General features: G+C 71.5%; 23 protein-coding genes. 7 read left to right on the top strand and 16 right to left on the bottom strand.

Features of this window, described 5'->3' with window-relative positions; all coding sequences use genetic code 11:
* Window positions 1-81: 81 nt before the first annotated feature.
* Both BMY89_RS18520 and BMY89_RS18515 read right to left on the bottom strand, forming a co-directional pair.
* Window positions 82-1,056, bottom strand: coding sequence for an NAD-dependent epimerase/dehydratase family protein (locus BMY89_RS18520; RefSeq protein WP_092381275.1), 975 nt, complete (start codon window positions 1,054-1,056; stop codon window positions 82-84).
* 99 nt (window positions 1,057-1,155) lie between these two features.
* Entirely contained in the window at window positions 1,156-1,731 is a 576-nt protein-coding gene (locus tag BMY89_RS18515) for a flavin reductase family protein (protein WP_372433315.1), read from the bottom strand.
* On the opposite strand from BMY89_RS18515, the gene BMY89_RS31365 reads away from it, so the two are divergent.
* Window positions 1,711-1,833 carry a hypothetical protein gene (locus tag BMY89_RS31365; RefSeq protein WP_269766874.1) on the top strand — a complete coding sequence of 41 codons (123 nt, stop codon included), beginning with the start codon at window positions 1,711-1,713 and terminating at the stop codon, window positions 1,831-1,833. The genes BMY89_RS18515 and BMY89_RS31365 overlap by 21 nt on opposite strands.
* 20 nt (window positions 1,834-1,853) lie before the next feature.
* Here BMY89_RS31365 and BMY89_RS18510 read toward each other — a convergent pair whose 3' ends face one another.
* From BMY89_RS18510 to BMY89_RS18475, 8 genes are all read right to left on the bottom strand, one after another.
* A complete protein-coding gene (locus BMY89_RS18510) occupies window positions 1,854-3,533 on the bottom strand; it encodes an ABC transporter permease (RefSeq protein ID WP_092381274.1) in 1,680 nt (559 codons plus the stop codon).
* A complete protein-coding gene (locus BMY89_RS18505) occupies window positions 3,530-4,294 on the bottom strand; it encodes an ABC transporter ATP-binding protein (RefSeq protein WP_092381273.1) in 765 nt (254 codons plus the stop codon). Before BMY89_RS18505 ends, BMY89_RS18510 begins: the two co-directional genes overlap by 4 nt.
* Before the next feature lie 190 nt (window positions 4,295-4,484).
* A complete protein-coding gene (locus BMY89_RS18500) occupies window positions 4,485-6,125 on the bottom strand; it encodes a sodium/solute symporter (RefSeq protein WP_092381272.1) in 1,641 nt (546 codons plus the stop codon).
* Window positions 6,126-6,575, bottom strand: a complete 450-nt coding sequence (locus BMY89_RS18495) for a DUF485 domain-containing protein (RefSeq protein ID WP_232521420.1) — start codon at window positions 6,573-6,575, stop codon at window positions 6,126-6,128.
* 102 nt (window positions 6,576-6,677) lie between these two features.
* Window positions 6,678-7,457, bottom strand: coding sequence for a LytR/AlgR family response regulator transcription factor (locus BMY89_RS18490; RefSeq protein ID WP_092381271.1), 780 nt, complete (start codon window positions 7,455-7,457; stop codon window positions 6,678-6,680).
* Window positions 7,454-8,680 (bottom strand): sensor histidine kinase, encoded by a 1,227-nt coding sequence (locus BMY89_RS18485; protein WP_092381270.1) that lies wholly within the window; start codon window positions 8,678-8,680, stop codon window positions 7,454-7,456. Before BMY89_RS18485 ends, BMY89_RS18490 begins: the two co-directional genes overlap by 4 nt.
* 46 nt (window positions 8,681-8,726) lie before the next feature.
* Window positions 8,727-10,298, bottom strand: coding sequence for a sugar transferase (locus tag BMY89_RS18480; protein ID WP_092381269.1), 1,572 nt, complete (start codon window positions 10,296-10,298; stop codon window positions 8,727-8,729).
* A gap of 267 nt (window positions 10,299-10,565) precedes the next feature.
* Window positions 10,566-11,426: an Fpg/Nei family DNA glycosylase gene (locus BMY89_RS18475; RefSeq protein WP_092381268.1), complete on the bottom strand. Its 861-nt coding sequence runs from the start codon at window positions 11,424-11,426 to the stop codon at window positions 10,566-10,568.
* A 25-nt stretch (window positions 11,427-11,451) separates the two neighbouring features.
* On the opposite strand from BMY89_RS18475, the gene BMY89_RS18470 reads away from it, so the two are divergent.
* Window positions 11,452-12,792, top strand: a complete 1,341-nt coding sequence (locus BMY89_RS18470; RefSeq protein ID WP_092381267.1) for a glycosyltransferase family 4 protein — start codon at window positions 11,452-11,454, stop codon at window positions 12,790-12,792.
* 312 nt (window positions 12,793-13,104) lie between these two features.
* On the opposite strand, the gene BMY89_RS18465 is transcribed toward BMY89_RS18470, so the two are convergent.
* From BMY89_RS18465 to BMY89_RS18445, 5 genes are all read right to left on the bottom strand, one after another.
* The gene (locus BMY89_RS18465) at window positions 13,105-13,818 is read right to left on the bottom strand and encodes a CDP-alcohol phosphatidyltransferase family protein (protein ID WP_175510385.1); all 714 of its coding nucleotides are present in this window, start codon (window positions 13,816-13,818) and stop codon (window positions 13,105-13,107) included.
* Entirely contained in the window at window positions 13,802-14,869 is a 1,068-nt protein-coding gene (locus tag BMY89_RS18460) for an iron-containing alcohol dehydrogenase family protein (protein ID WP_092381265.1), read from the bottom strand. The genes BMY89_RS18465 and BMY89_RS18460 overlap by 17 nt, the downstream gene beginning before the upstream one ends.
* On the bottom strand, window positions 14,857-15,588 hold the full coding sequence (locus tag BMY89_RS18455; RefSeq protein WP_092381264.1) for a phosphocholine cytidylyltransferase family protein: 732 nt from the start codon (window positions 15,586-15,588) through the stop codon (window positions 14,857-14,859). Before BMY89_RS18455 ends, BMY89_RS18460 begins: the two co-directional genes overlap by 13 nt.
* Window positions 15,589-15,669: 81 nt before the next feature.
* Window positions 15,670-16,440, bottom strand: coding sequence for a hypothetical protein (locus BMY89_RS18450; protein ID WP_092381263.1), 771 nt, complete (start codon window positions 16,438-16,440; stop codon window positions 15,670-15,672).
* The gene (locus BMY89_RS18445; protein WP_198414042.1) at window positions 16,437-16,886 is read right to left on the bottom strand and encodes an NUDIX hydrolase; all 450 of its coding nucleotides are present in this window, start codon (window positions 16,884-16,886) and stop codon (window positions 16,437-16,439) included. The genes BMY89_RS18450 and BMY89_RS18445 overlap by 4 nt, the downstream gene beginning before the upstream one ends.
* Before the next feature lie 117 nt (window positions 16,887-17,003).
* Between BMY89_RS18445 and BMY89_RS18440 the strand changes: the two genes are divergently transcribed.
* The 3 genes from BMY89_RS18440 (at window position 17,004) to corA (ending at window position 20,117) form a co-directional block, all read left to right on the top strand.
* Window positions 17,004-17,396, top strand: a complete 393-nt coding sequence (locus BMY89_RS18440) for a CBS domain-containing protein (RefSeq protein WP_092381261.1) — start codon at window positions 17,004-17,006, stop codon at window positions 17,394-17,396.
* A gap of 128 nt (window positions 17,397-17,524) precedes the next feature.
* Window positions 17,525-18,619, top strand: coding sequence for an aminotransferase-like domain-containing protein (locus BMY89_RS18435; RefSeq protein WP_092381260.1), 1,095 nt, complete (start codon window positions 17,525-17,527; stop codon window positions 18,617-18,619).
* A gap of 328 nt (window positions 18,620-18,947) precedes the next feature.
* Window positions 18,948-20,117 (top strand): magnesium/cobalt transporter CorA, encoded by a 1,170-nt coding sequence (corA, locus tag BMY89_RS18430; RefSeq protein WP_092381259.1) that lies wholly within the window; start codon window positions 18,948-18,950, stop codon window positions 20,115-20,117.
* A gap of 58 nt (window positions 20,118-20,175) precedes the next feature.
* On the opposite strand, the gene BMY89_RS18425 is transcribed toward corA, so the two are convergent.
* A complete protein-coding gene (locus BMY89_RS18425; RefSeq protein ID WP_092381524.1) occupies window positions 20,176-20,967 on the bottom strand; it encodes a hypothetical protein in 792 nt (263 codons plus the stop codon).
* A gap of 59 nt (window positions 20,968-21,026) precedes the next feature.
* On the opposite strand from BMY89_RS18425, the gene BMY89_RS18420 reads away from it, so the two are divergent.
* On the top strand, window positions 21,027-21,554 hold the full coding sequence (locus BMY89_RS18420) for a peptidylprolyl isomerase (RefSeq protein WP_092381258.1): 528 nt from the start codon (window positions 21,027-21,029) through the stop codon (window positions 21,552-21,554).
* A 152-nt stretch (window positions 21,555-21,706) separates the two neighbouring features.
* Window positions 21,707-22,618 carry a rhomboid family intramembrane serine protease gene (locus tag BMY89_RS18415; protein WP_092381257.1) on the top strand — a complete coding sequence of 304 codons (912 nt, stop codon included), beginning with the start codon at window positions 21,707-21,709 and terminating at the stop codon, window positions 22,616-22,618.
* Window positions 22,619-22,622: the final 4 nt, after the last annotated feature.

Here is a 22,622-nt window from a genome sequence, read left to right as displayed (position 1 = left end):
CCTCGGCCAGTGTCGCCCTGAGCAGCGAACACGCCGTGTCGCCGGCCGCTACGCCATCGGGCCGCCGAGCCATCGAGGCCGCTACGCCATCCGGCCTCGGAAATGCTCGATCGTGCGGCGCAACCCCACCTCCGGCGTGACGGTGGGCTCGTACCCGAGCACCTCGCGGGCCAGGGTGAGATCGGGTCGGCGCATCTCCGGATCGTCCGCGGCCCGAGTGACATAGGTCACCTCGGACTTGCTGTCGCAGAGCGAGATGATCGTCTCGGCCAGTTCCCGCATGCTCATCTCGTGCTCGGTGCCGCAGTTCACCGGCCCGCTCTCGGTCGAATCCAGCAGCAGCAGGATGCCCCGGACGAGATCCGCGACGTAGCAGATCGAACGGGTCTGGTTGCCGGTGCCGTGCACGGTGATCGGCTCTCCGCGCAGTGCCTGGGAGATGAAGGTCGGGATGGCCCGGCCGTCATCCGGCCGCATTCTCGGCCCGTAGGTGTTGAAGATGCGCACGATCGCGGTGTCCACCCCCCGACTGCGGCGGTACGCCATCGTCGCGGCCTCCGAGAAGCGCTTGGCCTCGTCGTACACGCTGCGGATGCCGATCGGGTTGACATTGCCCCAGTAGGTTTCCCGCTGCGGGTGCTCCTTCGGGTCGCCGTACGCCTCGGAGGTGGAGGCCAGCAGGAACCGGGCACCGTCGGCGGCAGCCCGCTCCAGCAGGTGCAGCGTCGCCACCGAGCCCACCCGCAGGATCTCCACCGGCAGCTTCTCGAAGTCGGTCGGGCTGGCCGGCGAGGCCATGTGCAGAATCGCGTCGAACCGCTCCGCCAGGGCCGGGTGGTCGGGCAACCCGTCGGAGACGTCGGCCTCCACCAGCGTGAAGTTGGGTGTGTCGAGCAGGTGGGCGATGTTCTCCTTCGCCCCGGTGACGAAGTTGTCGAGCACGACGACCGTGCAGCCGCGTCCGATCAGGGAGTCCACCAGGTGCGACGGGACGAAGCCGGCGCCGCCGGTGACCAGGATGCGGTGACCGGGGCCGAAACGCTGCTCAACCTTCATGCTGGCCAGCCTATAAGGAGGGGCCCCCGGTTAACGCGTGGCGTGGTACAGGGGGCCCCGGTTAACACCGGGCCCGCCTGCGGAGAGGATCGTGGCAGCTCAGGTCAGCTCGCGGTAGCGGCCCCGGTGGTGCAGCAGCGGCGCGGTCTCCGCCACCAACTCGACCCGCTCGATGGTCGCCTCGACGAGTAGACCCCAGCCGTACTCCCGCGCGCTGTCGAGCCGGCAACCGGCCCAGCCGCCGCCGTCGGCGGGCACCGGCCCGTACGGCGTGTCGGTCCAGGTGCCGGTGGCGAAGAGGCCGCCGGGCGACGGAAAAAGGCCGGCGAACCGGTCGGCGAGCTGCCGGTGCGGCGGGCCTAGCGGCGTCACGGCGAACCGGTCGGCCTCCTGCACCGCCGCCCACAGCTCCGACTCCGCATCGATCAGGCCGAGCAGCCGCCCGGGTTCCCCGTCGGCCACCAGGATCGAGGAGACCGTCAGCCCGGCCGGGCCGGGCGCCGTCCAGAGCGTCACCGGCGCGGCGAGCCGACCCCGAAACCGGCGTACGGGCGATCGCTGTCCGGCCGGCACCGCGAACGGGTCGCTGTGGTGGATCTGGGCACCCGGCTCATGATTCACGTGAAACATTGTGACCCGCCCGGCCAGTGGGTCGTGTCGGAAGGGGGTGAGGATTTCGACGGCCTCGTCGGCGAGATCCGGGCCGCCCTGCGTTCCCGTGACCACGTCACCCGTGCGCCCCGCTCGCCGAGCCTGACCAGCGACCCGTTGACCTGAGTGCTAGAGCCGACGGGGAGTCAGCGGCGTGGGGTGACCATCGCCAGGAGTTCGGGCAGGCGGCGATCCAGCACGTCGCCGGCCAGGTATGCGCCGAGCAGCGCTGCGCCGACGCCGTAGGCCGCGCCCAACGGCAGGCCCAGCCACAGCCAGGCGTCGCCGAGCAGCGCGGCGGCCACCACCATCGGCACGCCGATCGCGGCGGTGGCGAGCATGGCCACCAGGGTCAGCAGGCCCTTGACGACGCCGGCACCGCTGTTCATCGCGAACGGGTTGCTCGTTTCGGGCAGCGAGTACGCGCCGAGCACCGACACGAACGAGTTGACCGCCAGTCCGGCACCGTAGGTGGCGAGCAGGGTGCCCACCATGAACCCGATCCAGGCCGGTTCGCCGAGCACCAGCGCGATCACCACGGCGACCACCGCCAGCATGGGCAGCACGTACAGCGAGAAGGCGGCCATCCGGGCGTGCAGTTCCAGCCGGCCGGGCACGCCGGCCACCACGTTCGCGGCGTACGCGCTGCCGTCGAAGCCGAACTGGTTGGCCAGCGTGACCGCGGCGAGCAGCCCGACGAAGAGCATGGAGAGGCTGACCAGCACCGGCGACGAACTGCCGGCGGAGGTGAAGCCCTGTTCGCTGTCGATCGTGAAGCCCTGGCCGCCCAGGTTGACCATCACCGGCACGAAGAGGCCGACCACCGCGATGGTGATCAGGTTGGCTCGCCGTCGGGCGTCCCGCCACCAGTAGCGGGCCTCCCGGGCGACCAGCGCCCCGAACCGGTCCCGGCGCAGCCAGCCGGCTGCCCGGGGGAAGAGTTGAGCCACCACGCCGCTGGTCAGCTCCGGCCTGGCCCGCGCCGGCCCGGAGCTTGCCGCGCCCACCATCGCGGACTCCAGCGAACGCGACCACCAGATCAGCAGCGCGACGATCGTCACTGCGGTGATCAGAAGCTTGAGCGGCGCGGCCCACACCCGGCCCTGGGCCATGTCGATGCCGGCGGTCCAGGCAGCGCCGAAGGGGGTCCAGCCGATGACCGTGGCCAGCCCGGTGAGTCGGTCCCAGTTGGCGTCCTGGATCGCGGCCAGGCCGGCGATCTGCAGCGGCCCGAGCAGCGCGGCGGCCACCGCGAGCAGTACGGCCGCCAGGTCGCGTACCCGGCGGGACCGGAGCATGGAGGCGAAGGCGCTGGTCACCGCCCGCGCCGCGGCGACGCAGAGGAGCAGGCCGAAGACCACCCCGATGGCGGCGACGACGGCGGCGGACCAGCCGCCGAAGATCCCGGCAGTGACCACCAGCCCGGAGAGCGCCAGCAGCATGGCGACCGTGGGCACGCTCACCAGCGCCGCCGCGAACAGCCCGGTGACCAGGGTGCGCCGGGACAGCGGCAGCAGCGCGAAGCGGGCCGGGTCGAGCGTCTCGTCGACGCCGAAGAAGACCAGCGGCAGCAGCAGCCAGCCGAGCACCGTCAGCCCGCCGGCGAACGCGGCGATCAGCAACGCGTACCGGTCGTCGCCGGCCAGCCCGGGTGCTGCCAGGCCGAAGAAGGCACCGACCGCGAACCACAGCCCGATCAGCGACCCGACCAGGAACAGCGCGACCCGCCAGCCCTGGCCGCGGAAGTTGTTGCCCATCACCCGCAGCTTGAGCCGGACGAAGTGCCGCGCTGTGACGCGCCGCACCGGTCTCGCCGGTGCGTTCATCGGGACAGCCACGCCAGCTCCTCACCGGTGGCGGTACGCCCGCCGACCACCTCGACGAAGACGTCCTCCAGGGAGCGGTCGCCGCGTACCTCCTCCAGCGTGCCGACCCGCTTGATGGTGCCCTCGGCGAGGATGGCCACGTGCGAGCAGAGGCGTTGCACGACCTCCATGACGTGACTGGAGAAGACCACCGTCCCGCCGCCGGCCACGTAGCGCTGGAGGATGTCCCGGATCAGCGCCGCCGAGACCGGGTCGACCGCCTCGAACGGTTCGTCCAGCACCAGCAGCCGAGGGCCGTGCAGCAGTGCGCAGGCCAGCCCGATCTTCTTCTTCATGCCCGCCGAGTAGTCGACCACCAGGGTGCGGCCGGCGTCGGCGAGGGCGAGCACGTCGAGAAGTTCCGCCGCCCGCTGGTCGACCACCGTCGGATCCATGCCGCGCAGCAGACCGTGGTACGCGAGCAGTTCGCCCCCGCTCAGCCGGTCGAAGAGACGTACCCCGTCCGGCATGACGCCGAGCAGTTGCTTCGCGGTTACCGGGTCGGCCCACACGTCACTTCCGAGCACCCAGGCGCTCCCGGCGTCCGGCCGCAGCAGCCCGACCGCCATCGACAGGGTGGTGGTCTTCCCCGCCCCGTTCGGGCCGAGCAGTCCGTAGAAGGAGCCGGCCGGGACGTCCAGGTCCACCCCGGCCACCGCGATCTTGCCGTCGAAGCTCTTGGCCAGGCCGCGCAGCGTCAGCGCCGGGTGCTCACCAGTCATGGGCCCGACCGTATCCGGTGGTGACCAGGATGCCGCCCGACCAGCGGACGATCTGCAGCTCATCCCCGAGTCGGACGCCGCACCTGGGCCGGCTCTCGACACGTGTGCCGGCTCTCGACAGGTGTGCCGGCTCTCGACGTGTTAATAGGGGGCCCTTCCTCTACCGGAGGCGTTAACAAGGGGCCCCTCCTTACAAGCGGAGGGCGTCGGGGGCGTGTAGGCGGAGCATGGTGCGGCCGACGTCGGCGGGGGAACGGCGGCGGGTGGCCAGGGAGACGGCGAACATCACCGTGAAGGCCAGCGGCACCGTCCAGGCGGCCGGTTGGGCGGTGAGCGTGGCCGGCCAGCCGGTCAGCGGTGGGCCGAGCACGGTGATCAGCACCGACGTCACGGCGGCCCCGCCGCCGACCAGGATCCCGGCTGCGGCGCCGGCATCGGTGAGCCCGCGCCACCAGATGCCGAGCACCAGCAGCGGGCAGAAGCTGGACGCGGCGACGGCGAACGCCAGCCCCACGACCTGCGAGACGTCCAGCCCGGAGACGTTCAACGCGAGCACCGTCGGCACCACGCCGGCGATCACCGTGGCCAGCCGGAAACCGCGGACCGAGCCGCGGCCCAGCACGTCCGTGGAGATCACGCCGGCGACGCTGGTGAGCAGCCCGGACGAGGTGGACAGGAAGGCCGCGAACGCCCCGGCGGCGACCAGGGCGGCCAGCAGGCGGCCGGTGGTACCGGCGCCGAGCGCCGCCTCGGGCAGCAGCACCACCACCGCGTCGGTCTGGCCGCTGACCAACAGTTGGGGGGTGTAGATCCGGCCCAGCACGCCGTAGATCGTGGGCAGCAGGTAGAAGCCGCCGACCAACGCCAGCACCACCAGCGTGGTGCGGCGGGCCGCCGCCCCGTCGGGATTGGTGTAGAAGCGGACCAGCACGTGCGGCAGCCCCATGGTGCCCAGGAAGGTGGCCAGGATCAGGGAGTACGTGGCGAACAGTCCCCGGTCGTCGGAGCCCGCGGCGCTGGGCAGCAGCCAGTCGGTGGCACCCGTGGCGACCCCGGATACCTCCGGCACCGGGTCACCCTCGGCGAAGCTCAGTTCGTCGCCGGGGCGTACCTCCAGGTTCTGCCCGTCGGGCAGGGTGAGGACCGCACGGTGCTCGACCACGACGGTGGTCGCCGTCCGGAACGTCGGCCCGTCGGGCGGGGTCACCGCCGGTCGCCCGTCGGCCTGCCACTGCAGGGCGAGGAAGATCGCGGGTACCGCGAGCGCGGTCAGCTTCAGCCAGTACTGGAATGCCTGCACGAAGGTGACCGCCCGCATTCCGCCCAGCGCCACGTTGGCGGTCACCACCGCGGCTACCACCAGCGCGCCCACCGGGTACGGCGAGCCGGCCAGGGTGGCCAGCGTCAGGCCGGCGCCCTGCAACTGCGGCACCAGGTAGAGCCAGCCGATGAAGATCACGAAGATGGTGGCCAGCGTCCGTAGCCGGCGGGAGCCCAGCCGCAGCTCGCAGAAGTCGGGCAGGGTGAACGCGCCGGAGCGGCGCAGCGGCGCGGCCACGAACAGCAGCAGGGCCAGGTAGCCGGCGGCGAAGCCGACCGGATACCAGAGCACGTCCACGCCGTACTTGAGGATCAGCCCGGCGACACCGAGGAAGCTCGCCGCCGACAGGTATTCGCCACCGATCGCGGCGGCGTTCCAGGTCGGGCTGACCACCCGGGAGGCGACCAGGAAGTCGGAGGTGGTGCGGGCCAGCCGCAGCCCGTAGAAGCCGATCGCGAGGGTGACGAGGGTGACCGCCACGATCGCCGGTACGACGAGGTCGTTGCCCATTCAGTGCTCCGGCCGCTGGACCAGGTCGGTGAAGTCCTGCTCGTTGCGTTCGGCCAGCCGCACGTACGTCCAGCCGACGGCGACCAGGAACGGGAAGGAGAGCACCCCGAGCAGCAGCCACGGCAGGTTGACCCCGAGCACGGTCATCCGGCCCACCGCAGGAGCGATGGCGAACAGCCAGGGCAGGCCGCCCAGCCCGACCATCACCACCGCCGACAGCTGCAGTGCCAGGGCGAGTTGGGCGCGGACCAGGCCACGCACGAGCGCCTCGCCCACCCGGGTCTGCTGGGCCAGCTCGGTGTGGGCCCCCGCGGCCCGGTGCTGCTGCCGGCGGGACGCCTCCGCCAGCACCACCCGGGTGCGTGCGGGCGGTGCTGGCCGGCTGGGCTCATCGGCGGCCCGGGACGGTTCGGGTCGGCGGGGTGCCGGCGGTGCATCCTCGGCGGCCATCCCGGCAGTCTCGTCCGCCCGACGCGATTGTCAAGAGGGCTGTGGACAACTTGTGGACAACGTGGTGGGGCTGTGGAAAACCCGGTGGACGACGGCCGCCGATCAGCGGCTCCACTCCTGCTTCGCGGCCCGGACCAGCTTGTCCTTCAACTCCCGGGTGTGCCGGCGGCTCACCGGCAGCTCCGTGCCGTCGAGCACGACCACGTACCCGGAGTTGACCAGGCGCAGCTCGGCGATCAGCCGCAGCTGCACCAGGTAGGACCGGTGGATCCGAGCGAACCCCGCGTCGGCCCACCGGTCGGCGAGCGTCGCCAGGGAGACCCGCACCAGATGCGAGCCCTCCGCGGTGTGCAGCCGCGCGTAGTCGCCCTGCGCCTCCACCCAGCGCACGGCCGAGCGGGGCAGCATCCGGGTGGTGCCGGCCAGCTCGACCGGGATCGTCGGATCCTCCTCCGCCCGGGCCAGCGCGGCCGGGTGGGTCGGTACCACCCGCGAGCCGACGACTCGACGCAGCGCCTCGGCCAGCCGCTCCGCGCGTACCGGCTTGCGCACGTAGTCGGTGGCGCCCAGGTCGAAGGCGTCCGCCGCGCCGTCGTCGTAAGCGGTCACGAAGACGATCGCCGGCGGCCGGGCGAAGCGGCGCAGCACCCGGGCCAGCTCCATCCCGTCCAGGCCGGGCATCCGGATGTCCAGGAAGACCACGTCCACGTCAGCGTCGCGGAGCAGCCGCAGCGCCTCGGTGGCGTCGCCGGCCGTGTGCAGCCGGGCCACCCGGGGGTCGGCGCGCAGGTGGTACGCCAACTCGTCCAGCGCGGGTGGCTCGTCGTCCACCGCCAGCACCCGCAGAAAGCCGGACGGGGCCGTGCCGCCGTTGCCGGTCATGCACCGGCCCGTACGCCGGGGTGGAACTTCGGCACCCGCATGCTCACCTTCGTACCCGAACCCAGATCGGTCTCGACGACCAGGCCGAAGCCGTCCCCGAAGACCGACCGGAGCCGCTCGTCGACGTTCGAGAGACCGACGTGCTGGCCCGGGTCGTCACCCGGGTCGCCGGTCGACCCGGCCAGTTCGGCGATCCCGGCGGTCAACGTGGCCGGATCCATCCCCACTCCGTCGTCCTCCACCGTTATGTGACATTCGGAGCCCGCGTCCCGGGCCTCGATGCTCACCATGCCTGTGCCGGGCTTGCGCGACAACCCGTGGCGGACGGCGTTCTCGACGAGCGGCTGGAGGCAGAGGAACGGCAGCGTCACCGGTAGGACCTCGGGGGCGATCTGCAGCCGCACCTGGAGCCGGTCGCCGAATCGGGCCCGTTCGATGGTCAGGTAGCGGTCGATCGACCGCAGCTCCTCGGCCAGCGTGGTGAACTCGCCGTGTGCCCGGAAGGAGTACCGGGTGAACTCGGCGAACTCCAGGATCAGCTCCCTTGCCCGTTCCGGGTCGGTACGGACGAACGAGCCGATCGCGGTCAGCGCGTTGTAGATGAAGTGTGGGCTGATCTGGGCCCGCAGCGCGCGTATCTCGGCCCGGGCCAGCCGCTCCCGGGACGAGTCCAACTCCGCCAGGGCGAGTTGGCTGCCGGCCCAGTGCGCGGTCTCCAGGGTGGCCTGCACCAGTCCCGGCGCGGGCGCGCCGTCGGTGACGGCGACCAGTGCGCCGGCGATCCGACCCTCCGCGCTGCCCAGCGGGGCCACCACCGCGCCCCGCACCGGGCAGTCGATCCGGTCGCAGGGCAGTTCGGACTCGCCGAGCACGGTGGAACGCTCCGAGGTGACCACCCGTCGGGCCGCCGCACGCAGCTGCTCCCCGTGGTGCGCACCGCGCCCGTCGAGCGCGAGCAGCTCGTCGGTGTCGGTCAACGCCAGCCCGTCCGAGCCGATCAGGGTGCGCAGGTGGCGGGCGGCCTTTGCCGCGCCGGCCGGGTTCAGCCCGGCCCGCAGCGGTTCGGCAGCCAGCCCGGCGGTGTGCAGCACCTCGTAGGTGGCCCGCTGCCCGGGGGTGGCGATGCCGCGCCGGCCGCGCAGCCGGCCGACCGCGAACAGCGCCGCGGTCAGCGCGGTGACCAGCGCGAAGACTCCGAGCACAGCGGAGAGGTTGCCACCCACGCCGTTGATCCTGCTGGTTGCGGAGGCTGTGGGAAAGGGGGTGGGGTCAGTAGGCGCCCTTGCGGGCCACCACCACGCCCACCGTGCGCCACAGGATGCTCAGGTCGTACGCCAGCGACCAGTTGTCGACGTAGTAGAGGTCCAGCCGGACCGCCTCGTCCCAGGACAGGTCGGAACGGCCGGACACCTGCCACAGGCCGGTCATGCCGGGACGGACCAGCAGTCGCCGCCGCACATCACCCAGGAAGTCGCCGTCGTCAGCGGGCAGTGGACGCGGCCCGACCAGCGACATCTCGCCCTTGAGCACGTTGATCAGCTGTGGCAGCTCGTCCAACGAAGACGCGCGCAGGAAGCGTCCCACCGGGAAGACCCGGGGGTCCTGCTTCATCTTGAACAGCATGCCGTCGGTCTCGTTCTGGTCGACCAGGCTGGCCAGCCGGTCCTCCGCGTCGACGTACATGGTCCGGAACTTCCACACCCGGAACGTGCGCCCCTCGTGTCCCACCCGGGGCTGACGGAAGAAGACCGGTCCCGGGTCGGAGATCCGGATCGCGATGGCGATGGCGGCGAAGACCGGTAGCAGTGCCAGCAGGCCCAGCCCGGCGGCGACCCGGTCCATCATGTTCTTGGCCAGCAACGCCGGCCCGGAGAGGGTCGGCTCCTCGACGTGCAGCAGCGGCAGGCCCTCGATCGGCCGGATGTGCACCCGTGGGCCGGCGATGTCGGTCAGCTGCGGGGCCACCACCAGGTCGACGCCGGAGCCCTCCAGTTGCCAGGCCAGCCGGCGCAGCTCGCCCGGTTCGGCGCTGGCCGAGCCGCAGACCGCGATGGTGTCCGCGCCCACCTCCCGGACCAGGGCCAGCACGTCGCGGCCCGCGTACACCGGAACCGGGGTCTGCACGCCCTTGGCCGCCGCGTAACCGTCGGTGATGTGGATGGCGACCGGCACCAGCCCGGCGGCCGGGGTACGGGTGACCGCCGTGTAGACCTCCAGGCACTCCGGCAGGGTGCCGACCAGCACCATCCGGTGCGCCGCCTGCTGGATGTTGCGCCGCACGGTGTGCAGCACGAAGCGGGCCAGGATCCGGCCCAGCAGGATCAGCAGCAGGGCCAGCAGCAGGGCGGTGCCGACGGTGAACCGGGACAGGTCGGTCTTGGTGGCGAAGGCGATGAACGACACCGCCGCGCAGACCGTCACTCCCGCCCGGATGACCCGTTTGAACTCGTCGGGCCCGAGCCCGAGGTAGCGCCGGTCGTAGGCGCCGTTGAACCAGAGGATGACCAGCCAGCCCGCCGGCAGCAGCAGGAACGCCACGGTGAAGAACCAGGTCGGGTCGTTCTGGGCTTCGTGGAAGCCGGCGGTGGCCTGGTCGAAGGTGCGAATCGCGGTGTAGCTGGCGAAGGCTGCCGCCGCGAAGTCGAGGAGCAGCAGAATCGCCGTGTAGGGGCGGTGCCACCGGGAGACGCGACGCCGGGCCCGAGCCCAGGCCGACCGAGGTACGCCGTTCGGGGACGGCGGATTCGGCGGCTGGATCTCGAAGCTGTCGACGTGCCGCACGAGTTTGCTCCGGCCTTCGTTGGTCACCGGGCGGTGGAGGCTAGCCGTCACCTCACCCATGTCCTCCCGCAGGACCCGTACCGTTCACTCGCCGTGACGGCCCGGGTCGTCCACCGTTCCAGTTTCCCACGCGAGTTCCGTTCAGTCGCCGACCCGAGGGACATTGCGCGGCGGTCACCTTCCGCCTGGGATCTGGCCGGCCCCATGCCATCCGGAAGCCGGGGACCGGGGCCACTATACCGATGGATGACGGCCCGGGTAGAGCGCCGGACCGGTGGTTGCGCACGCCTCGTCCGATTCCTCTCCGTAGTCGAGGAGTGGTGTCACTCACCGTACGAGTCGGGACAACCGTCGGTCAGCGAGCGGTTTGCCCCCGGTCTGGCAGGTCGGGCAGTACTGGAGGCTGGAGTCGGCGAACGAGACCTCCCGGACGGTGTCCCCACAGACCGGGCAGGGCAGGCCGGTGCGGGCGTGCACCTTGAGCCCGGCGCGCTTCTCGCCCTTCAGCTCCGCGGCCCGCTGGCCCAGCGAGCGGGTCACCGCGTCACCGAGCACCCGGCGGGTCGCCGCGTGCAGGGTCGCCATCTGGTCGTCGGTCAGCCGGTCGGTCAACGCGAACGGCGACAGCTTCGCCGCGTGCAGGATCTCGTCCGAGTACGCGTTACCCACCCCGGCGAGCACCCCCTGGTCGGTGAGCACCCCCTTGATCTGCCCACGGCGACTACGGAGCGCGCCGGCGAAGGTGGCGAGGTCGGCGGAGAGGGCGTCGGAGCCGAGCTTGGCCACCCCGGGCACGGACTGCGGATCGGTCACCAGGTAGGCGGCGAGCTTCTTCTGCGTACCGGCCTCGGTCAGGTCGAAGCCGGAGCCGTCGTCGAGGCGGACCCGCAGCGCGATCGGACCCTTGCCCGGGCGCAACGGGACGGTCGACGCGAACGCCTCCCGGTAGTGCAACCAGCCGGCCCGGGCCAGGTGGGCCACCAGGTGCAGGCCGCCGTCGAAGACGACGTCGAGGAACTTGCCGTGCCGGCGAGCGTCGGTCACCGTGGCACCGGCGACGGCGGTCGGTGCCGGATCGTACGTCTTGAGGGCGCTGATCGCGGCGACCTCCAGGCGGTCGACACGCCGGCCCACCGCGCGCTGCCGCAGGTAACCCGCGAGCGCCTCCACCTCCGGTAGTTCGGGCACGCTGCCAACGGTAGCGTGTGCGAGCGTGAGAATCGTGGTGGCGCACAACCGGTACCGGGAAGCTCAGCCCTCCGGTGAGAACACCATCGTCGACGCGGAGATCGCCCAGCTCGCCGCCGCCGGGCTGGAGGTGCTGCCGTTCCTGCGCAGCTCCGACGAGATCTCGACGATGCCGAAGACGGCGAAGGCGCTGCTGCCGATCTCCCCGATCTACGCGCCGCGGGCCCAGCAGGAGTTGGCTCGGCTGCTCACCGAACACCGTCCGGACGTGCTCCACCTGCACAATCCGTACCCGCTGCTGTCGCCCTGGGTGGTGCGGACCGCGCACCGGCACGGGGTGCCGGTGGTGCAGACGGTGCACAACTACCGCCAGGTCTGCTCCTCTGGCCTGTACTTCCGCGACGGTGTGATCTGCCAGGACTGTCGGGGCCGGGCGCTGGGCGTGCCGGCGGTGGTGCACCGCTGCTACCGGGGGTCGCGGGCGCAGAGCGCGTTGATGGCCACCACGCTGGCCGTGCACCGGGGCACCTGGCGCTCGGTGGACCGGTTCATCGCGTTGACCACAGCGGTCGCCGACCATCTGCGCGACTACGGCATCCCCGACGAGCGGATCGTGGTCAAGCCGAACGGCATCCCCGACCCCGGCAGCCCCGCGCCGCTGGGCCAGGGTTTCCTCTTCCTCGGCCGGCTCTCCCCCGAGAAGGGGCTCGGCCTGCTGCTGGAGGCGTGGCGGCGACACCCGGACGGCGCGCTGGGCCCGCTGCGGGTGGCCGGTGACGGCGAACTGCGCCCACTGGTCGAGGCGGCGGCGGCCGAACGCACCGACGTCACTTTCCTCGGCCCGCTGGACCGGGCCGGAGTCCGCGACGCGCTCACCGCGAGCGCCGTGGTGCTGGCGACCTCCACCTGGCACGACGTGCTGCCGACCGTGATCATCGAGGCGCTGGCCAGCGGTCGTCCGGTGCTCGGTACCGCGCTCGGCGGCATTCCCTATCTGGTCGGCGCGGACACCCCCCGGGAACCCGCCGGCACCGGCCCGGCCGTGGTCGCGTCGGCGCCCGCCCCGGCCGGGGCGGAGCCGGTCGCCGGAGTCAGCGTCCTGCCCGGCTCCGGTGGCCCGGCCGAGGCGGGTGGTTCCGTCGGCCCGGCTCTCGGGGGCAGTGCCCTGCCAGCTGGGATCCAGGCTGGTGAGGCCGGTTGGGTGGTGCCGCCAGATCCGGCGGCGCTCGCCGCCGCGCTGCCGGTGGCCCTGGTCGGAGCCGGCGCGCTCGCCGCCGCCGCCCGGGCCCGCTATGAGCGGGTCTTTCACCCCGACGTGGTCACCAAGCAACTCCTCGCCGTGTACGCGGGCGTCGCCCGCTCTTGATCGACTCCGTTCCGCCGTAGTGGGGGTGTCCCACTCGCAGGGATCCCGCCATTCCGCCGGAACGGAGTCGATCACCCCGCTGAGGCTGACATGTCGAACCCGGACCTCACCGGCGCGGTGTGGCGTAAGTCCACCCGCAGCGACTCCAACGGCGGCGCGTCGAGGCATGAAGTGCCCCGGCTCCCGATTCCCGGAGCCGGGGCACTTCCTTCGCTGAGCGATCGCGGCTCGGCAGCCGAGAGAGGTTCCTACCGCCCGCCGCGTTAATAGGGGGCCCTTCCTATACACCAGGCGTTAATAAGGTGCCCTTCCTTACAGGCTGGCGCGGGCGGAGAAGGCGATGCTGGCGAGCAGGAAGCCGCCGTTGACGATCGTGAAGGCCACCACGACCCAGAGGACCAGAGCCGGGGCCAGCGCCAGCACCAGGGCGGCCACGAAGATCACCGCGCCGTAGTCGCGGATCAGCTTCACCAGGCGTACGGGCAGCGAGGTGGAGGTGACCATGCTGGCCGCGTTCGGGCCGGACTGCATCACCGAGGTGACCAGGTTGACCATCCAGGTGCCGGCGAAGGCGGCCACCAGCCAGCTGGGCGTCGACGGTTGCTGCGCCACGGCGGTGGCGGACAGCGCGGCCACCAGGGCGATCTGGGCGGCCACGTCACAGAGCACGTCGACCCGGGCACCGGCCGAGCTGCCCTGCCCGGTCACCCGGGCCAGCTGACCGTCGGCGCAGTCCAGGGCGTACGCGATCTGCCAGCCGAACAGGGCGATCAGCCCGACGACCGGTGCCGGCACGTCCCCGGCGGCGACCGGGCCGGCGAGCGCGACCACGGCGACCGAGGTGGTCAGCCCGAGCAGCAGGTTGGTGATGGTCAGCGCGGTCGGGCGCAGCCCGAGACGCTGGGCGACCAGCGCGAAGACCGCGCCGATCCACTGACTCACGGACTCGCTGAACAGGCCACCGCCCCGGTTCACCCGGTGGAAGTCGGCGACCGTGGGGTGGGACGGTTCAGTCAAGGTGCTCACGGAGGGCGTCAACGTAGTCTCCCAGCCGGGTACGAAGGTCATCGGCGGACAGCGCGAGGTGTTCCAGGATGGTGTAGCGGTCCGGCCGGGTGTGCGGCGCGAAGAGCACCGCCTCGACGAACTGTTCGTCGGTGAGCCCCAGGTCGCCCGGTCGGGTCGACAGGCCGTGCCGGTGCAGGCAGCGGGCGAGCTGGCCGAAGCGCTCCAGGTCGCCACGGAGGAAGGTGCAGAACAACGCCCCCAGGCCGACCTGCTCGCCGTGCGAGGCGGCGCCCGGATGGAGATGGTCGATGGCGTGCGAGATCTCGTGGTCGCCGCCGCTCGCCGGTCGGCTGGAGCCGCAGATCGACATCGAGATGCCGCCCAGGATGAGCGCCTCGGCCAGCGTGGTCAGGAAGGCGTCGTCAGTGAGCTTGCCGGGGTGGTTGACCAGCGCCTCCGCCCCGGTACGGGCCAGCGTCACGGCGAGACCGTCGATCGGCTCGCCGCGTACCTGGTGGGCCAACTCCCAGTCGGCGCAGGCGCTCAGGTTGCTCACCGCGTCGCCGATGCCGGCCTGGGTCTGCCGGTCCGGCCCGTTCTCCACGAAGTCGAGGTCGACCAGGACGGCGATCGGGATGTGTACCCCGTACGAGCCCTTGCCGCCCTCGTGGGTCAGGGACGCCACCGGAGAGGCGATGCCGTCATTGGCGAGGCTGGTCGCCACGGTGACCATCGGGATGCCGTAGCGGGTGGCGGCGTACTTGGCGGTGTCGATGGTCTTCCCGCCGCCGATCCCGACCACCGCGTCGTAGTTGCGGCGGCGCAACTGGTCACCCAGCTTGTTGGCGGAGTCGACGCTGCCACCGGCGACGGTGAAGACGTCGGCCGACCGCAGCGACGGCCGGCACAACTCGACGATCTTCTCGCCCTGCCCCGGGCCGACCACCAGGGCGACGTCGCCACCGCTGGAGATCCGCCGGTCGGCCAGCAGTTCGCCGAGGTCGGCCACCGCGCCCCGGCGGACCTCGATCGACAGTGGCGTCGTGACGGTACGGGCTAGTAGTGGCACGCGATCTCCCGCGCCCGGGCGAGGTCGGCGTGGTTGTCGACCTCCACCCAGGCCACATTCCCGATGGGCGCCGCCCGGACCTCGCCGCCCCGATCGGCGAACTCCTGGTAACCGTCCTCGTAGTACAGGTTCGGGTCGCGCCGCCAGGTCGCCTCCAGGGCGTCGGCGAGGGGCTCGGCCACCTGCGGCTCGATCAGGGTCGCGCCGATGTACTCGCCGTACGCCTCGCCCGGGTCCATCAGTTTGGTGATCCGGGTGAGCTGGCCGGCGGCGTCGAAGGTGGTCTTCATCTCCTCCTCGGCCAGCGGCTTGAGGGTGTCGATCGCCAGCAGCAGACCCGGGCCCCGCTCGGCCAGCAGGGTCTTCTCGATGCTCACCGGGTGCACGGTGTCGCCGTTGACCAGCAGCACGCCCCGGGCGAACCAGTCACGGGCCAGCCAGAGCGAGTACGCGTTGTTCCACTCCTCGGCCTTGTCGTTGTGCACCAGAGTGATGGTCACGCCGTACCGCCGCTCCAGGTCGGCCTGGCGTTCGCGGACGGCGTCCGCGGCGTAGCCGACCACCACCACGACCTCGGTGAGCCCTACCTCGGCCAGGTTGTGCAGCGCGATGTCGAGGATGGTGATCTCGCCGTCCACCGGCACCAGCGCCTTGGGCAGGGTGTCGGTGTACGGCCGCAACCGGCGGCCAGCTCCAGCTGCCAGCACCATCCCGACCATGCCGGCATCAGTTTCTGTTCTCGCGGCGTTCACCGGAGGAGGATAGCGCCGCCGGGCAGGTGACCGTCGCGGGTCTGCCGGTCAGCCGGGCAGGGCCGCCAGGTCGGCGAGCATCGTCAGCCGCTCCTCGGCGGTCAGCGCGACGTACGGGCCGGCCGCCCGACGGTCGGTCTCCAACTCGATGGCCTGCCGCTGCGCCCCGTCGGGCAGCGCGACGATGCTCCCCGCGGTGTGGCCGGCGGCGCCCCACGCGGCGGCGTGCGCGTCGGCGCGGTGGTACCGCAGCGTGCCGAGCCGGTTGAGCAGCAGGACGCCGGGCGGGGTGCCGTCCGGCTCGTACGGGGGTGCCAGCGCGGGGAACGCCCCACCGCCGTCCGGGCCGGTGCCGCCGTCGAGGGTCAGCGCGGCGACCAGCAGGCAGCCGGCCTTCTCGGCCAGCCGCAGCACCCGGTCCTCGTGCCCACCCCACAGCTCCTCGGTCACCTCGGCGTGCACCTGGTACAGCTCGGCGAGGAACGCCGAGCCGCGCTCGGTGGCAGCCAGCCCTCCGTCCGGCCGGCGGTGGAGCATCCCGTACGCGACATGCCGGTTCAGGGCGCGCTGGCAGGCGGTCGGGTCCCGGTAGCGGGTCACCGCGGCGAAACCGGCGGCGTCGACCGTGCCGCCCGTCGCGGCCAGCCGGGTACGCAGCTCCACCAGGAAACCGGTGGCCGGCGGGCCGCCGTACCGCTGGCACAGCTCGGCTCCGCCGCCGTGCCGACCGGCCTGCATCGCCGCGCCGAACACCCGGTCCACGGCGGGGGCGACCAGCGCCGCGTACCGGTGTGGGGCGAGCCCGACGGCGTCGCTCACGAACCGGTGGCCCGCAGGATGCTGAAGGCACGCTCCGCGATCTGCCGGATCAGACCGTCGTTGACGTCGCGGTGCTCGTCGAGCAGGTCGACGTCGTCGGGCCCGAGCCAGCGGTACTCGGTGTGTTTGCCGGCCTCCAGGACGGGGGCCGCCAGATCGCCGTCGACCCGGACCAGCCAGTCGCTCTCGGCCCTGGCCAGGCCGTCGTCGCCGACGTAGTGGTACTCGCCGACCTGGGCAAGGACTTCGGACACCCGCCAGCCGGTCTCCTCGGTCACCTCTCGGCGCAGCGCCTCCTCGACGGTCTCGCCCGGTTCGAGGTGGCCGCCGACGATGTCCCAGCAGTTGGGGAAGAGACGCCGAAGCGGCGAGCGGCGTTGAAAGAAAAGGCGTCCGTCGGGGGCGACGATCAGCGCTCCCGCGCAGCGCAGCGGCTCGGTGGACACGGGAAGAACAGTAGCGGCCGGTCTGTGCCCGCGCCGATGTCCGGTCTTGTCCTGGAAACGTTCGGGGCCCACCATGACGAATGACCGAGTGCAGCCGTCCCAAAGGGGTGATGTGTCATGCAGGTTCGGGAAGCGATGTCCAGTGAGATCCTCGTCGTCGGTCCGGAGCACACGCTCCGCCAGGCGGCTCGGATGATGTCGGAGCGTGGCATCGGTTCGGCCGTGGTGATCGACCCGGATTCCGAGGGGATCGGCATCATGACCGAACGCGACGTGCTCAACGCGATCGGAGCCGGTCTGGACTGCGATGTCGAGCGGACCGGTGCCCACCTGACCTGGGACGTGGTCTACGCGGGGCCGGAGTGGACGATCGAGGAGGCGGCTGCGGCGATGGCCCGGGGCGGCTTCCGGCACCTGGTCGTCCTCGACGGCCGCGAGGTCGCCGGGGTGATCTCCGTACGCGACATCATGCGGGTCTGGGCGGCCGACCGGATGGTCGGCACCGGCTGACCTGCCGCGCGGTCGGCGCGAGCGGGGCGACCATCGGACGTGTCGGTTCACCCGACCCGGTGGCTCAGGATGCGGACATCGCCGTGCCGTCCGCGTGCGCCCCGCCGCCGCCCGTACGCTGAACAGCCATGACCGCCGAGCAGCTGATCTCCTTTGCCCGTGGCGCACCCTCGCTGGACATCGTCGATGTCGAGGGGCTCAAGGCCGCCGCCGTCCGCGCGTTCGACGCCGACCCCGCCGGGGTGACCGCCTACGGCACCTCTGTCGGCTACGTACCGCTGCGGAAGTGGATCGCCGAGAAGCACGGGGTCGAAACGGATCAGGTGTTGGTCACCAACGGCTCGCTGCAGGCCGATGCCTTCCTCTTCGATCACCTCGTCCGGCCCGGCGACGCGGTGGTGGTGGAGCGTCCCACCTACGACCGCACCCTGCTCAACCTGAAGAAGATGGGCGCCGACCTGCACGGTGTCACCATCCAACCGGACGGCCTGGACACCGCCGAGCTGCGCAAACTGCTGGAGTCCGGGGTGCGCCCCCGGCTGGCGCACGTCATCCCGAACTACCAGAACCCGGCCGGCGTGACGCTGTCGGCGGACAAGCGTCGTGAGCTGCTCGACCTCGCCGCGGAGTTCGGCTTCACGCTCTTCGAGGACGACCCCTACGCCGACATCCGGTTCCGGGGCGAGGCGCTGCCGTCGATGCTGTCGATGGACACCGGCGGCGTGGTCGTGCACGCCTCCAGCTTCACCAAGACCGTCTGCCCCGGGGTGCGGGTGGGCTACCTGGTCGGCCCGGCGGACCTGATCGGTGACATCGCGAAGAAGGCCACCAGTCTCTACATCTCCCCGGGCATGGTCTCGCAGGCCATCGTGCACCAGTTCTGCGTGTCGGGGGACATCGAGCGTTCGATCGAGACGGTCCGGGCGGCCCTCGGCGAGCGCGCGACGGTGCTGGCCGGTTCGCTGCGTCGGCACATTCCCGAGGCCCGGTTCGTGGAGCCGGACGGCGGCTACTTCCTCTGGGTGGAGCTGCCCGAGGACGTCGACGTCGAGAAGCTGGCCCCGGCGGCTGCCGAGCGCGGCGTCGCGGTGGTCAAGGGCAGTGACTTCGTCATGGACGGTGGGCGGCACGCCCTCCGGCTGGCCTTCTCGGCGGTGACCGCGGACCGGATCGACGAGGGTGTCCGGCGGCTGGCCGAGGCGATGGAAGCGGTACGTGGCTGAATTTCTGTCGGGTTTCTGACAGAACAGCGGTGCTGGCCGCTCCAGGGCTCCCGCTCCAGCGGCTCGCAGCCCACAATGCTGCGAGCGTCACTCACCAGTACCGGAGATCGAGCCGGCCGCGGTCGCCGTACCGACCCGGCCCGGCCGCCCGCACGCTGGCGTGACGCGGCCAGCACAACCCCCGCCCCCAACGGCGCCGGGCGGGCCGGATCGCCCCCTCACCCCCCGATGCGGTCCGGTCCGCCCGGCGCCACCCCCCCGCCGCCGAGCGCCATGATCAGTGCGGCGGCGTAGCCTGCAAGCCGCAGCCGGCGCGGGAGGGGGCGTGATGACGGAGCGGGTACAGCGGGCGCGGACCACCTCGCAGGGCGGCGGCCAGGCGGGATCCCCCGACGGGGGTCGGACGCTACGGCCCCGGAACTGGTCACCCGTGCGGGCCATGACCCGTCGGCTCAACCCGGACGGCTCCCAGCTCGCCCAGACCTCGGCCGAACAGCGACGCAACGCGGTGGTCGACTGCGCGCTCTACATCGACGGCCGGCGGCAGCCCGGTGACTGGGACTATGCGGGGGCGCTGGCGGCGGCCCGTGGCGCCGAGACCGGCTTCGTGTGGCTCGGGCTGCACGAGCCGGAGCTCGCCGAGATGACCGAGATCGCCACGACCTACGGGCTGCACGAGCTGGCCGTGGAGGACGCGGTGAAGGCCCAGCAACGGCCGAAGCTGGAGCGCTTCGGGGACGTCAGCTTCCTGGTGCTACGCACCGCCCGCTACTGCGAGCACACCGAGCTGACCGAGAACTCCGACGTGGTGGAGACCGGGCAGGTGATGCTCTTCATCGGCCCGCACTTCTTGATCAGCGTCCGGCACGGGGACGCCTGCCGCCTGGCGCCCGTGCGGGAGGAGTTGGAGGCCCGGCAGGAACTCCTCCTGCACGGCCCCTGGGCGGTCGCGTACGCGATCACCGACCGGGTCGTCGATCTCTACCTGGAGGTCGCCGACCAACTCGAGGACGACATGGACCTGCTGGAGACGGAGGTATTCGACCGCCAGGCCAGCGGCCGGATCCAGCGGATCTACCAGATGAAGCGGGAACTGGTGGAGTTCAAGCGGGCGGTGATGCCGTTGCAGCGTCCGCTGCTGGCGCTGACCTCGCAGATGAACCGGGACGTGCCCAAGGAGGTACGCCGCTACTTCCGCGACGTGCAGGACCACCTCAGCCGTACGGTGGAACTGGTCAACTCGTACGACGATCTGCTGAACTCGATCCTCCAGGCGCGGTTGGCCCAGGTGACGGTCGACCAGAACAACGACATGCGCAAGATCGCCGCCTGGGCCGCCATCGCCGCCGTCTGGACCGCGATCGCCGGTATCTACGGCATGAACTTCGAGTTCATGCCGGAGCTGAGGGTGACCTACGGCTACCCCGTGGTGCTGGCCCTGATGCTCGGCATCTCGCTGGCCCTCTACCGCTGGTTCCGCCGCAACGACTGGCTCTGACCACCACGCCCACCCCGCCCGAGAAGGGGGCGGGGTAGGGCGGGGGTTCGGGTGGAGGTCAGGCGCGGGTGTTGGACTTGTTGGTGGCCTTGCTCAGGTTGTCGGCGGGACGGCCGCTGGTGGTGCGGGCACCCTCGGCGACAGAGGGAACCTTCTCCGTTGGGGTGATCTTGGGTGCCACGGTCGACGTGGTGGTGGAGCTGTCACCGCTGGCCACCGCCGAACTGCCCGCTCCGGTCGAGGCCTTGCCGGCGCCGGCGGGCCCAGCCGTGCGTACCTCGACGGTCTCGACCTCGTCGTGCATCGGTTCGAGCGTCGCCCTCGTGTCGTACTCGGCCCACTCCTGCTGCTCACGGTGACGCCGCAGGGCCATCGCACCGGCCAGCCCGGCCACCGCGCCGGCGGCGAGCAGCCCGGCCATCATGGTTCCGCTGCGGCGGGACTTCTTCTTGGCCTTCATCTTCTTCGCCTTCCTGGTGACCGCGGCCTGCTTGGCGGCGGCGGCCTTCCTTCCCACAACGGCCTTGCCGGCCGCCTCGGCTTGCGCGTTACGCACGGCCAGAGCCAGGGGCGCGAGCGCCGCCGCCGTTGTCGCCAGACCGCTCGACGCACGGTCCCGGACGATGACAGCGGTCGGTGCCACCGCACCGCGGGCCGTCTGCACCCGTGGGCCGACCGTGTTGCCGGCCCCCCTCGCCACGTGCGTGGCGGCCTGCTTCAGGTGACCGATGCCGCGGTTCAGCTCGGCCCGGGCCAGCTGCCCCTGGGTCTTGCGCCGCCGGATTCCAAACACGGTCCCACCTCCTGGGAGTTGCTCTCTCTCATCCTCCACCTTCGGATGCCTCCGCATGTCCAGATCGGGCACATGGGAGGATCCGCATGGAACTGACCAACGAGTAAGGAGTACCCGTGGCCGAGGCTGTCTACGCCACCGTGCACACCAACGCCGGCCCGATCCGGCTGGAGCTCTTCGCCAACCACGCGCCGAAGACCGTCCGCAACTTCGTCGAGCTGGCGGAGGGCACGCGGGAGTACACCGATCCGCGGACCGGGCAACCCGGCAACGGCCCGTACTACGACGGCACCATCTCGCACCGGGTGATCAGCGGATTCATGATCCAGATGGGTGACCCCACCGGCACCGGCCGCGGCGGGCCGGGCTACACCTTCGCCGACGAGTTCCACCCCGAGCTGCGCTTCGACCGGCCCTACCTGCTGGCGATGGCGAACGCCGGGCCCGGCACCAACGGCTCGCAGTTCTTCATCACCGTCTCGCCGACGCCGCACCTGAACAACCGGCACACCATCTTCGGTCAGGTGGCCGACGAGCAGTCCGCGAAGGTCATCGAGGCGATCGCCAACACCCCGACCGGCCCGAGCGACCGTCCGTTGCAGGACGTCGTGATCGAGCGCATCGAGATCGAGCGCTCGGCCTGATCCACGCCGGGGTCCCATCCGCCGCCCGGGCCTGGGCGCGGCGGGTCGGGACAGGCGGCGTGGATACGTCGGGGTACGGCCACCTCCGCCTGATCGATCGGTCGAGGTACCTTTGCTCGCATGATTGAGCGCTCGGGCACCCGGGGTCAGCGGTGAGCGAGTCCCCGCCGACCACTCCGGCCTGCTACCGCCACCCCGGCCGGGAGACGTACGTCCGATGCACCCGGTGCGACCGGTCGATCTGCCCGGACTGCATGAACGAAGCGTCGGTCGGGTTCCAGTGCCCGGAGTGTGTGGCCCAGGGACGCCGTAGCGTGCGGCCGGCGCGTACCGCCTTCGGTGGCGGTGCCGCCGGCCGACACGGCTACGTGACGAAGACCCTGATCGGCATCAATCTGCTGGTGATGCTGATCTCCATCGCGTCCGACCGGGGTGGTGACGCGGCGGCCGGTGGGGCGGGCTTCGGCGGGCTGATGGGCGGCGGCACCCCGCTGACCGAGTGGGGTGCGGTGCTGGGTCGGGCGATGTTCCTCGACGGCACCATCGGCGGGGTCGCCGAGGGCCAGTGGTACCGCCTGATCACCGCGATGTTCCTGCACTACGGCGTGATCCACCTGTTGCTCAACATGTGGGCGCTCTGGGTGCTCGGCCAGTCGCTGGAGGCGGTGCTCGGGCCGCTGCGCTTCGCCGCGCTCTACTTCATCGCCGGCTTCGGCGGCAACGTCGCCGTGTACCTGTTCAGTGCGCCGAACCAGATGTCGGCCGGCGCGTCCACGGCCATCTTCGGTCTCTTCGCGGCGATCTTCGTGATCATGCGGCGGTTGGGCCGGGACACCTCGGCCATCGTGCCCATCCTGGTGATCAATCTGATCTTCACCTTCACCGTGCCGCAGATCTCGATCGCCGGTCACCTGGGCGGTCTGGTCTTCGGTGCGCTGATGGCCCTGGTGCTGGCCTACGCCCCCCGGTCCCGTCGCACGCTGGTGCAGTTCGGCGGGGGCGCGGTGATCGTGGTGGCGCTGCTCGGGCTGGCCCTGATCCGTACCGCCTCGCTGCTCGGCTGAGGAC

The organism is Micromonospora phaseoli, assembly GCF_900109115.1.
Lineage (GTDB): Bacteria > Actinomycetota > Actinomycetes > Mycobacteriales > Micromonosporaceae > Micromonospora > Micromonospora phaseoli.
This window is presented reverse-complemented; position numbering and strand designations above follow the sequence as displayed.

Bases quoted from the DNA above. Each gene is read 5' to 3' on its own strand.
- BMY89_RS18440 (WP_092381261.1), top strand. From the start codon at position 17,004: ATGCAGGTTCGGGAAGCGATGTCCAGTGAGATCCTCGTCGTCGGTCCG.
- BMY89_RS18495 (WP_232521420.1), bottom strand. From the start codon at position 6,575: ATGGCCGCCGAGGATGCACCGCCGGCACCCCGCCGACCCGAACCGTCC.
- corA (WP_092381259.1), top strand. From the start codon at position 18,948: ATGACGGAGCGGGTACAGCGGGCGCGGACCACCTCGCAGGGCGGCGGC.
- BMY89_RS18510 (WP_092381274.1), bottom strand. From the start codon at position 3,533: ATGAACGCACCGGCGAGACCGGTGCGGCGCGTCACAGCGCGGCACTTC.
- BMY89_RS18425 (WP_092381524.1), bottom strand. From the start codon at position 20,967: ATGCGGAGGCATCCGAAGGTGGAGGATGAGAGAGAGCAACTCCCAGGA.
- BMY89_RS18455 (WP_092381264.1), bottom strand. From the start codon at position 15,588: ATGGTCGGGATGGTGCTGGCAGCTGGAGCTGGCCGCCGGTTGCGGCCG.
- BMY89_RS18435 (WP_092381260.1), top strand. From the start codon at position 17,525: ATGACCGCCGAGCAGCTGATCTCCTTTGCCCGTGGCGCACCCTCGCTG.
- BMY89_RS18520 (WP_092381275.1), bottom strand. From the start codon at position 1,056: ATGAAGGTTGAGCAGCGTTTCGGCCCCGGTCACCGCATCCTGGTCACC.
- BMY89_RS18490 (WP_092381271.1), bottom strand. From the start codon at position 7,457: ATGACCGGCAACGGCGGCACGGCCCCGTCCGGCTTTCTGCGGGTGCTG.
- BMY89_RS18500 (WP_092381272.1), bottom strand. From the start codon at position 6,125: ATGGGCAACGACCTCGTCGTACCGGCGATCGTGGCGGTCACCCTCGTC.
- BMY89_RS18480 (WP_092381269.1), bottom strand. From the start codon at position 10,298: ATGGGTGAGGTGACGGCTAGCCTCCACCGCCCGGTGACCAACGAAGGC.
- BMY89_RS18505 (WP_092381273.1), bottom strand. From the start codon at position 4,294: ATGACTGGTGAGCACCCGGCGCTGACGCTGCGCGGCCTGGCCAAGAGC.